9 protein-coding genes and 4 tRNA genes are annotated in these 10,230 nt (G+C 41.4%); 9 read left to right on the top strand and 4 right to left on the bottom strand.

The genetic code is table 11. The features are described from left to right. Positions 1–149 precede the first annotated feature (149 nt). The 3 genes from SANK73390_RS17515 to SANK73390_RS17505 all read right to left on the bottom strand — a co-directional run bounded on the left by SANK73390_RS17515 (position 150) and on the right by SANK73390_RS17505 (position 3,698). Positions 150–2,309, bottom strand: coding sequence for an ATP-binding protein (locus SANK73390_RS17515; protein WP_462767721.1), 2,160 nt, complete (start codon positions 2,307–2,309; stop codon positions 150–152). 132 nt (positions 2,310–2,441) lie between these two features. Further along, positions 2,442–3,098 (bottom strand): helix-turn-helix transcriptional regulator, encoded by a 657-nt coding sequence (locus SANK73390_RS17510; RefSeq protein ID WP_261594712.1) that lies wholly within the window; start codon positions 3,096–3,098, stop codon positions 2,442–2,444. Between the two features lie 228 nt (positions 3,099–3,326). Further along, complete coding sequence (locus SANK73390_RS17505; RefSeq protein ID WP_462767720.1) at positions 3,327–3,698, bottom strand: histidine triad nucleotide-binding protein; 372 nt, start codon at positions 3,696–3,698, stop codon at positions 3,327–3,329. Between the two features lie 104 nt (positions 3,699–3,802). Here SANK73390_RS17505 and SANK73390_RS17500 point away from each other — a divergent pair, with 104 nt between their 5' ends. Further along, positions 3,803–4,426: a DUF2057 family protein gene (locus SANK73390_RS17500; protein ID WP_462767719.1), complete on the top strand. Its 624-nt coding sequence runs from the start codon at positions 3,803–3,805 to the stop codon at positions 4,424–4,426. 31 nt (positions 4,427–4,457) lie between these two features. Here SANK73390_RS17500 and SANK73390_RS17495 read toward each other — a convergent pair whose 3' ends face one another. Then, the gene (locus SANK73390_RS17495; protein WP_462767718.1) at positions 4,458–6,302 is read right to left on the bottom strand and encodes a M1 family metallopeptidase; all 1,845 of its coding nucleotides are present in this window, start codon (positions 6,300–6,302) and stop codon (positions 4,458–4,460) included. Between the two features lie 131 nt (positions 6,303–6,433). Between SANK73390_RS17495 and murB the strand changes: the two genes are divergently transcribed. The 8 genes from murB to SANK73390_RS17455 all read left to right on the top strand — a co-directional run. Continuing rightward, positions 6,434–7,447 carry a UDP-N-acetylmuramate dehydrogenase gene (murB, locus tag SANK73390_RS17490; protein WP_462767717.1) on the top strand — a complete coding sequence of 338 codons (1,014 nt, stop codon included), beginning with the start codon at positions 6,434–6,436 and terminating at the stop codon, positions 7,445–7,447. Then, positions 7,440–8,429, top strand: coding sequence for a bifunctional biotin--[acetyl-CoA-carboxylase] ligase/biotin operon repressor BirA (birA, locus tag SANK73390_RS17485; RefSeq protein WP_462767716.1), 990 nt, complete (start codon positions 7,440–7,442; stop codon positions 8,427–8,429). The genes murB and birA overlap by 8 nt, the downstream gene beginning before the upstream one ends. Further along, positions 8,429–9,133, top strand: a complete 705-nt coding sequence (locus SANK73390_RS17480) for a type III pantothenate kinase (RefSeq protein ID WP_462767715.1) — start codon at positions 8,429–8,431, stop codon at positions 9,131–9,133. The genes birA and SANK73390_RS17480 overlap by 1 nt, the downstream gene beginning before the upstream one ends. Positions 9,134–9,254: 121 nt before the next feature. After that, positions 9,255–9,330: transfer RNA gene (locus tag SANK73390_RS17475), tRNA-Thr, on the top strand. 51 nt (positions 9,331–9,381) lie between these two features. Continuing rightward, positions 9,382–9,466 (top strand) — tRNA-Tyr (locus SANK73390_RS17470). Positions 9,467–9,510: 44 nt separating this feature from the next. Further along, positions 9,511–9,585, top strand: a tRNA-Gly gene (locus SANK73390_RS17465). A gap of 13 nt (positions 9,586–9,598) precedes the next feature. Then, positions 9,599–9,674 (top strand) — tRNA-Thr (locus tag SANK73390_RS17460). A gap of 127 nt (positions 9,675–9,801) precedes the next feature. Further along, positions 9,802–10,230, top strand: a 429-nt coding sequence (locus SANK73390_RS17455) for a GTP-binding protein (RefSeq protein WP_462763874.1), incomplete at its 3' end; no start/stop codon positions are given.

Below are 10,230 nucleotides of genomic sequence, written 5' to 3'. Positions count from 1 at the left end.
GTAAAGATCAACAGACCCTAGTAAATAGCATGTATGACCGCTATTTAAAATAAAGTTTCGGTTTGTATGTGGGAGTCTGAGCAAGGAGGGTTATAGTCCCCCCTTTTTATGTACTCGGTTATTAATCGTTAACTGATCAACATTACGCTTTAGCCTAGTGAGCTTTTTCTTACAAAGCTTAAATATGTTTCTAAGCTTTGCTGCCAAAGTGTCATGGCTTGGGTAAGCTCGCCATTACTTGCTTTACCATCAAGTAAGCGGCGCTCCACTTTTTTTAGTGCTAAGCCATATCGATTAAACCCTAGTTGCATAGCAGTACTTGCTTGTCGATGTAGCAGTTTAATGCACTGTTCGTTATTTGCTCCCTCTAATTGTTGAATATGAATCAGTTTATTGCGAGCAGAGAGAACAAACTCGTTATAAACAGAAGAAATCTCGTCTTCACTAAAGCCACTTTTTAGTGAATTAACAGCAGTATCATCATAAAGTGTGTCTGAAAGCTCAACACTGATAGTTGGCTTTTGTGCTCTTTGTGAGTCACTGAGGGCACTGCGCAATTTTTCTTGCTTGATAGGTTTTCCTACAATATCCTTGATACCTAAAGTTAAGTATTCTTTTATTTCATCTGGGCTCAAGCTTGCAGTGAATGCTAAAAATGGCGTGCGCTTATTTTTATGTTCCATCGTCTTGAGTTTACGCATGACTTCTTGGCCTGTTAAATCTGGCAAGTTCATGTCTAAAAGAACCACATCGAATTGGTATTGTTGTAACAGTGCAATGGCACTTTGACCGTCAGTTGCTAATTTTACTTTGTGTTCATCCGTTGCCATAAACTCAATGGCTATTTTTTGGTTTAGATCTAAATCTTCAACAAGTAACACGTTGAGGCCGATTAGGCATTCTGGATTATGATGGCGTTGCTCTACAAGGCTCAGTTCACCCAGAGCTAAAGTGACGGTGAAGCTAAATATGCTGCCTTGACCAATGGCACTTTCGATTAGCAGTCGTGACCCTAAACGCTCTAATAAACGACTGGTTATGGCTAAACCAAGCCCGGTACCGCCTTTAATTTTGCCTGCACTACTTTGGACATACGGCTCGGTTAATTTATCAATATCTTCTTTGTCTATCCCAGGCCCTGAATCAATCACGCTAAAGCGCACTTGGTGACTCATGTTGTTTTCATTCACAAGTTCAACACGAATTTTCACACTTCCCTTATCGGTAAATTTAATGGCATTGCCGACTAAATTGATTACGATTTGACGAAGCTTTTGTTGATCACAGTAATAACAGGCTTGCTCTGGCAGGTCATAAACTAATTCAAAAGAAAGCTTTTTCTGTTCAGCTAATGGACTCAGTAATAAACAGAGGTTATTGAGCCAGCTTTTTAATTCGACGTCCTCTTCATACAGCGCTTCGTCGCTTTGATCTAAACTGGCGTAATCGAGTACTTTATCTATGAGTAAGTTGAGGGACTCTGCAGAGTTGATGATGGCTTCACAGTAGGCCTTATTACGGTGATTTGTAGTTCGATTTAGTACCAGTTGTGCGCTGCCAAGAATGCCATTGAGCGGTGTGCGAATTTCATGACTAATAGTCGATAAAAATAGCCCTCTGATCTCTAAGTCTTTTTGAGCTTTTTCGGTCAGGCGGTTGAGGTTTAGCTCCCTTCGTTCATTGCATAGCAAAGCCATGCCAGTGGCATAAAATATGGGGGCTAATACACCGTTAATAAATAATGTGGTTACAAACCAATTATCCTCAAGTAGGTTAAATTGTGTCACGTCACCCATTAAAAAAGTACGTGCAATGAATGCGCACATAACAAGGCATAAAATGATGGTGTAGACAATGGTGCCATTAGGATATAAAGGCCTTGCAAAACGCAAGAACAGATATAGCAAAAATATAGTTTCAGTAATGTGTTGCAGGTCTGAAACCAGTATTCGATAGCGTAAATTACTATCTATAGCCGTAAAGTACACTAAGCCAATAAATAAAATAGCGGTTATACATAAAAAGAGTTTTAGCTCAGTCCCTTTATAACCAAGAAATTGAGACAGTGCAAAACAGTGAATAATAGAGGCGGTAAAGAGTAACGCATTGGCACAACCAATACTTTGCCACATATCTAATTGGCTATGTAGAGCAAAACCAATGATGGCGGCAAACAATACCAGTGGGTAAAAAATATATAGTAAAGTGCCCGGAGTGTCTTTATTGGTCCGCCAAGTTAAAAAATTGAGTAACACCATCATCGCCATCATGGCAACACTGGTGACGTAGAGAGTTTGTGGATCGAACATAGTTTTTATTATTGTTATGCAGGGCACTTAACTGTAAGCATAGAGATTTGTGTTAGGTGAGTAAAGAAACAAAACAGCCGCTATTGCGGCTGTATACGAAATCAACGGTTATGCAGGTACTACATTTGAGAGTTAGCGAATTTCGTCAGGAATATTTTGTTGTGCCCACGAGAGTAACTCAATACGGTTACGGCACTTGGTTTTTCTAAATGCACTGTATAAATGTGTTTTCACCGTATGGGGACTAATATTTAAGTCTTCGGCTATTTCTTTATTTTTTGCGCCTTTGCTCATTAACGAAATAATAGCTTTTTCACGTTTGGTTAGCTTAACGGGTTCGATATCGCCTTCGGTCAGCTTGTGTAGTGCATCTTTATTAAATTGTAGCATTCGATTAAGTGCGTTACACATAATGTCACGGCGATACCAGAGTTGATTTTCCATTAATAATCGAATGCCTTTCATTAACACATCTGCGTTATCGGTGGTATAAAATACACCGCGGATCCCACTTAACAAGGCGCGATTAGCTAACTCTGGGTTTTCATCAAGGTTAAATAAGACAATGTCGCAATTGACTTTGAGGCGGCTTAGCTGCTCTTTTAGTGTGACCCAAGCTTCCTTTGGGGCTGTTTCGATAAAAAGGATACGGGTACCCTCTGGCACCTCTTCTATTTCTGTACTGGTTGTAACTTCCAGCCCTTGTGTTTTTAGTAGAGGTTGTAAGATATTGATGCCTATGGTGTTTATAGGATCTTTATCTAATAATAAAAAGGCAGAACTGCTCATTGATGCTAACACTCTCATTCAAACGGATGATTTAATGCTAACATGAGGTTCCGCCCTTTTGTATTAGTATTTTCATCAAGCTTTAGAAGTATTTGCTATATGTTACTGCTCAGTAAACCTATGAGCAGTAACAATTTATAATTAATGCAAGCTAACTTCATGATATAAATAAAGTTTTGTTTTTGTGGATAATAAGTTAATTGTTTACATTAATTAACATAGAATAATTTAGATTAATCCTTTTTTCGTATCTTGATAAGGAGGCCAGCCCAAAGGCTTGCCAGCAAGCAAGTGTAGGTGAACATGGTAGACTGTCTGCCCGCCATGCTCATTACAATTCATTACCGTGCGGTAACCGTCTTCTGCGAACCCATTTTCTTTGGCAAGTTTTGCAGCTATGGCATAGAGGTGGCCAATAAGGTGTGAATTGTGTTCATTAACATCATTAATTGTGGCAATACGTTGTTTTGGGATCACCAAAACATGAAATGGAGCCTGTGGGTTGATATCTTTAAATGCTAATGCCAGCTCATCTTCATAAACTACGTCAGCTGGAATTTCTTTGTTGATTATTTTGTCAAAAATGGTGCTGTCGGTCATATTAGATCCTACTAAAATGTTGGTTAATCGTTACACTAATGACAAAGTTTACTGAGCCTGTCAAACTGGATATGCCAATATCGTATAAAATGACAGGACACTGTATGAGTATTAAACCCTTTGTTGTGACGCTTACTTTATTTCTGGGGTGTACTTTCGAGTTTGCACATAGCGCCACGGTTAACTTTTCAACAGAGCTTTATCCTTTACAGATAAATGATGAGGTAGTGGAGCACTCATTGTTTAGTAAGGTGACAGAACTCACTCTCTCCCCAGGCAATTATGCCCTAAAACTAAAATACAGCGATTTGTATGAGTTAGAGTATGATGAGCATGAAGTTGTTGAGTCTGAGCCATTTTGGGTCACGTTGAATATTCACCAAGAGGGTGATTATACTGTGTTATTCACGCGCCCTGATGAGGTTGAGTTGGCAAAGCAGTTCGCGAAAAAGCCCATGGCTCAAATACAAACGCCAGATCAACAAGTGCGCACATTAGGTGTTTTAAAGCGAAGGCCATTGCTTGCCTATGTTAATGATGAGGTTCAGCATGCACCTAAAGTTTTACCGGTAGAACTGCAAACTGCATCATTACCTGCATCAGTAACGCCAAAGCAACAGCCGCAAGGAGTATCGCATCCAGATGCATATTTGATGTTGGAATTTTGGTGGCAACAGGCCAGTGAAGCACAGCGAACGGCGTTTTTAGAAAAAATTAAGGGCCCGTAATAGGCCCTTAAAAATTACTCAAAGTAAATGCTTATTTATCAAAAATAGCGTCTATCGAGCCTTGTGCTAAAGAATGATAGCCCGGGCGTGCTTTTTGATAAACGTCATAAGCCCACTCGCGTTTACCGTTTTGCACAAGTGCTTTGTAGAGTCTTACAATCAGCTTACGGCGCCCAATGGTTGTTAGGTGCTTTTCCAATGCTGGATAAACGCGCTGATAGCCATTATTCACAGCTAACATATACCATGCAAAAGCACGTTCAGCGTTGGTTGATTGTGTTAAGTTAAAAGCATTATCTAATTCACTCATACGCTCAGCACTTAAATCACGTGGTAGGTTATTAATGAAGTGCAACCACTCATGTACTGTCCATTGATTCGTAGGTAGACTACTAAGCGGTTGCTTATCGTTTAGCCAGGCTTGGGTTAAGGCGTCTATCTTATCGAATGCATCAGAGGTTGGGTTGGGCGCATCACTAGGTAGACCGGGTTTAAAAATCCACTCTTTTGCTTTATCTAAACTCACTACCCCAGGGTGTTTTTCAAGTAAATTGGTGTTCAAATATTCAACAAATTGTGCGGTGGTTAAAGATTTAAATGAATAGGTTTTAAAGTACTCTTTGACGAACACATCAAACTTTTCACGGCCAAACTTTTCTTCTAGATAAATTAAAAATAGCTGACCTTTGGTATAAGGTATTGAGCTAAATGCATCATCAGGGTCTCGACCATTAAGTTTAAGGTTTAAGCGCGTATCTGGCTCATCAATGGTTTTTAGTAGTTCATGTAAACCAGCAGTATCAAGGGCTTGCTCCATTACTGCGCGTTCACGGCCGAATACCTCTTCCATAATGCGATTTTCAACGTACGAGGTAAACCCTTCATTTAGCCATAAATCTTCCCAAGTAGCGTTAGTTACTAAGTTACCAGACCAAGAATGAGCTAGTTCGTGTGCAATAAGGTTAACTAAGCTTTTGTCACCAGCAACGACCGTTGGGGTGATAAACGACAAGCGAGGATTTTCCATGCCACCAAATGGGAAACTAGGAGGTAACATCAATAAATCGTAACGTCCCCAAGCATATTCACCATACATAGCGTTGGTTTTGTTTATCATGGTTTGCGTGTCGTTAAATTCGGCAACTGATGCATCTAAGATTTGTGGTTCAGCAAAAATGGCCGTTTGATGCGACATCTCTTTGTATTCTAAATTACCAGCGCCAATGGCTATCAGGTAGGGCGGGATCGCTTGTGGCATATCAAACCAGTAATCACCATCTTTAATGAGTGCGCCGGTGTTATCGGCACTCATGACAGCACGAACATCTTCAGGTGTTTGAATACGTGCCGAGTAAGTTACACGCATTGCTGGAGTATCTTGCACTGGGATCCAGCTACGTGCATGAATAGCTTGAGATTGGCTGTACATAAATGGATGTGTTTTGCTGGCAGTTTGCACAGGTGCAAGCCATTGCAGGCCAGATGCTTTAGGTAAACTGTTGTAGTAAATACGTGCTTTTTTAGCTTGTTCTTTAAAACGTACAGTGAGTTTCGCGCCTTTTACGTCATCTCGTTTTGCAAGGGTAAAACGTGCTGTATGCCACTGGTTATTTTTACCTTGGTACATGACCTTATCAATTTCTAAATCGCGGGTATCGAGAACCAAGGTGCGTGCATTGGCATTTTGCCATTTAAGGGTGTGCTCAACAAAACCTTCGAGTTGTTTATCAGCAAAGTCTACATCTAAATCTAAGTGTAAGTGCGTTGAGATAACGTCATTTAGATTAGCATAAGTGTGTTGGTCAACAGAGGTTGCCATCACCGAGTGTGAGAGTCCGGCCAGAGCTAAGCTGGTCGCGAAGGCTGTTAATTTCATAATATCCTTGCTCATTATGGAGTATTCAAACGCATGTTATAACATGCTTGAGAGCAAGATCACACATGGATGCGCCAAGTGAGGCGTTAGGGTAAACTATCGTTATTAGAATGATTTGTTAAGGCATTGATGTGCACGCTTTACGACCTTTACACACATTTGCATTACCCAGTAGGTGTCATCAGTTAATTACGCTGACGCATTGGCAGCAGCTATTAGAGATAGACTTTACAAAACCGTTTTGCTTATTAGGACAGGGTAGCAACACCATTTTTGTTGATGACTTTGAAGGCAGTGTGCTGCATGTTGCGCTTAAAGGTATTGAAATTAATGAACATCAGTCTCATTGGCGTATTAAAGTGGCTGCAGGGGAGAGCTGGCACGATTTAGTCATTAAACTGCTGGATAAGGGCATTGCAGGGCTAGAAAATCTAGCCCTTATTCCAGGTACTGTGGGGGCGGCACCGGTGCAAAATATTGGAGCCTATGGTGTGGAGCTGGCACAATTTGTTGACCACATAGAGGGTTTTGACATTCAAACCCAACAGCTGATGACGTTAAGCGCTGAGCAATGCCAGTTTGGTTATCGTGATTCAATTTTTAAGCATGCACTTAAAGCGCGCTTTGTGATCACCCAAGTGAGCCTAATACTCACCAAACAATGGCGGCCAGAACTTAGCTACGGACCTTTACAAAGCCTTAAAAACGACGACCCAACGGCACAGCAGGTGTGTCAGGCGGTGGTTAAAATAAGACAAAGTAAGTTACCTGACCCGCATGTTTTGGCAAATGCAGGCAGTTTTTTTAAAAACCCCATTGTAAATAATAAGCATGTAGTTAAGTTAAAACAAAGCTTTGCAGATATACCCGTCTATGCGGTCGACCAACAACAGCAAAAATTAGCTGCGGGGTGGCTGATTGAACAAACTGGACTAAAAGGTTATCAAGTCGGTGATATTTCGGTATATCAAAAACAAGCGCTGGTTTTGGTGAACCACGGAAATGGTTGTGCTGAGGACTTACTTGCAGTGATAAAACACATTCAGGGTCAGGTATGGCGTCAATTTGCGGTTCGTTTAGAGCATGAAGTACGTTTGATTGGTCGTCATAATGAAATTCACATTCAAGGAGTTGTCAATGAGTAAAGCACCAGTAGGAAATAAGCTTGCGATTTTGAACGCATTGAATAAGGGTGAGTTTGTGTCGGGTCAGTTGCTAGGAGCACAATTAGGTATTAGTCGCGCTGCGGTGTCAAAACATGTTGCATCGCTACAGGGAATGGGGATTGATATATTCACGGTCAGTGGTAAAGGTTACTGTCTTAACCATAGCCTACCTTTACTTGATAAAGCACAAATAAGTCAGCAACTTGCACTTTTAAAATGTGACAATCTCGTGAATGTTGAATCTATTATAGATTCAACCAATAGTGAGTTAATGCGCCGTATTCAAGCGCAGCAACCGCTTCAATCTGGGCAAATTTTAGTGGCGGAGATGCAACAAGCCGGACGTGGTCGACGTGGACGAGTTTGGCAATCACCGTTTGGTGCCAATCTTTATTATAGTTATTACTGGCGCTTAGATGATGGTCTACAAGCCGCAATGGGTGTATCTATCGCGGTTGGTCTGGCGGTTTATGATGCCTTAAAAGTGCTCTATAACTTAGAGATAGCACTTAAATGGCCAAACGATATTTATCTTAATAATAAGAAATTAGCAGGTGTGTTGGTTGAGCTTGATGGTCAAGTCGAAGGCCCATGCCACCTTGTGATTGGTATTGGGATTAATTTGTTGATGCCTGATGGCACTTCTACACAAATAGACCAGCCTTGGACTGACTTATCAACCCATGCGGGAACGCTGGACAAAAATCAGTTGGTTGCTGTGCTTACACAATGCTTAGCTAAGCGTTTGGCACAATATCAGCAATCAGGTCTGGCCCAAATGAAAGCGCAGTGGAACACACTTAATGTCTTTGCTGGTGATATGGTCACTTTAAGCACAGGGCAGCGTCAATGGCGTGGTGTATGCGAAGGAATTGATGGGCAAGGTGGGGTTGTGTTGCGTCAAGATGGGGTGTTAAAAAGCTATTTTGGTGGTGAGATATCACTACGTAAGGATGCTTAATGCAGTTATTGATTGATGTGGGGAATACCGCGGTAAAGTTGGCATTAGCGCGCAATGATTATGTTACGTTGATTGATGATATTTCAATACCTTGGAATGATATTAGTGAAGTGCTGGTGGCACAGGTCGGTAAATCTGATGCGTTGACGCCTTATATTGATAAAGCTCAAGTGCTGGGCATTCCAGTAGTGCACGCGTATGTTACTCAAACATTAAATGAATTACGCTGTGCTTATGCGCACTATCATAATTTAGGGATAGATCGTTGGCTTACGGTGGTGGCGTGCCATTATTTATACCCTAAACAAAACTGTGTGATTGTTGATTCTGGTACAGCTACCAAAGTGGATATTCTCACCGCAAAGGGTGAGCATTTAGGTGGTTGGATTTTACCTGGCTTAGATATGATGGTTGATAGCTTAGTAAACAACACACAAAAAGTATTTAGTGATGAACAAAGTTTGTTTACTAAAACACTTGGCAAAAACACGCCCAACGCGGTAAAAAATGGTGCATTGGTTGCTACCTTAGGGGCCATTTATGCCGGCATGCAAAGTTTAGAGTGTGAAACAAGTGCACTAAAGGTGATATGTGCGGGTGGTTATGGCGAATTTATATCACAGCAACTGATGTGTGAATCCCAATATAATGACATTTTAGTACTGCAAGGTTTATTACTTTGGCGTAAAAACATTCAAATTTGAATGTATTAGCGTGGTTTTGCCGTAAATCTGAGCAATCAAGCAATATTTTCTCATTTTTTTGCAGATTGTTGTTGCATCACCCGAAACCTTGCTCTAGAATCTCGCCCCGTACTAAAGCAGTGCCGACTTAGCTCAGTTGGTAGAGCAACTGACTTGTAATCAGTAGGTCATCCGTTCGACTCGGATAGTCGGCACCATTTTTTACACTGCAATATTATTGCAGGTGCTTTAGGAAAGAATTGTAACGTGGAGGGGTTCCCGAGCGGCCAAAGGGATCAGACTGTAAATCTGACGGCACTGCCTTCGCTGGTTCGAATCCAGCTCCCTCCACCACTTTATTCTTGACGGTTAGAGGTAGTTAAGAACAGGTTCCTAAAGCGGGCATCGTATAATGGCTATTACCTCAGCCTTCCAAGCTGATGATGCGGGTTCGATTCCCGCTGCCCGCTCCAGTAATTCTGGTGTGCTGATATAGCTCAGTTGGTAGAGCGCACCCTTGGTAAGGGTGAGGTCGGCAGTTCAAATCTGCCTATCAGCACCAGTCTTTAGAATCTTCTCATATACTTCCTTTGATTTTTTATAAAATAACTGAAAGAATAATCGTAGCTCGCTAATGGCGGGTTATTTTTATATGTAATCTAGATACACAAACACTGATAGGTTCCGTCATGGCAAAAGAAAAGTTTGAACGCGTAAAACCGCACGTAAACGTAGGTACAATCGGCCACGTTGACCACGGTAAAACAACTCTAACAGCAGCAATCACTAACGTACTTGCAAAAGTATACGGTGGTGAAGCAAAAGACTTCGCAGCAATCGATAACGCTCCAGAAGAGCGTGAGCGTGGTATCACAATCTCAACTTCTCACGTTGAGTACGATACACCGACTCGTCACTACGCACACGTAGATTGTCCAGGACACGCGGATTATGTTAAAAACATGATCACTGGTGCTGCACAAATGGACGGCGCAATCCTAGTAGTTGCTGCAACTGACGGTCCTATGCCACAAACACGTGAGCACATTCTACTTTCTCGTCAGGTTGGCGTACCTTACATCATCGTATTCATGAACAAATGTGACATGGTTGATGAT

This window comes from Pseudoalteromonas sp. SANK 73390 (genome assembly GCF_054966645.1).
The sequence above is the reverse complement of the archived record's forward strand: the minus strand, read 5'-3'. Positions and strand labels throughout refer to the sequence as shown.

What these genes read in the sequence shown, in the direction of transcription:
- SANK73390_RS17515 (WP_462767721.1), bottom strand. Translation starts at nt 2,309, where the DNA reads ATGTTCGATCCACAAACTCTCTACGTCACCAGTGTTGCCATGATGGCG.
- SANK73390_RS17510 (WP_261594712.1), bottom strand. Translation starts at nt 3,098, where the DNA reads ATGAGCAGTTCTGCCTTTTTATTATTAGATAAAGATCCTATAAACACC.
- SANK73390_RS17505 (WP_462767720.1), bottom strand. Translation starts at nt 3,698, where the DNA reads ATGACCGACAGCACCATTTTTGACAAAATAATCAACAAAGAAATTCCA.
- SANK73390_RS17500 (WP_462767719.1), top strand. Translation starts at nt 3,803, where the DNA reads ATGAGTATTAAACCCTTTGTTGTGACGCTTACTTTATTTCTGGGGTGT.
- SANK73390_RS17495 (WP_462767718.1), bottom strand. Translation starts at nt 6,302, where the DNA reads ATGAAATTAACAGCCTTCGCGACCAGCTTAGCTCTGGCCGGACTCTCA.
- birA (WP_462767716.1), top strand. Translation starts at nt 7,440, where the DNA reads ATGAGTAAAGCACCAGTAGGAAATAAGCTTGCGATTTTGAACGCATTG.
- SANK73390_RS17480 (WP_462767715.1), top strand. Translation starts at nt 8,429, where the DNA reads ATGCAGTTATTGATTGATGTGGGGAATACCGCGGTAAAGTTGGCATTA.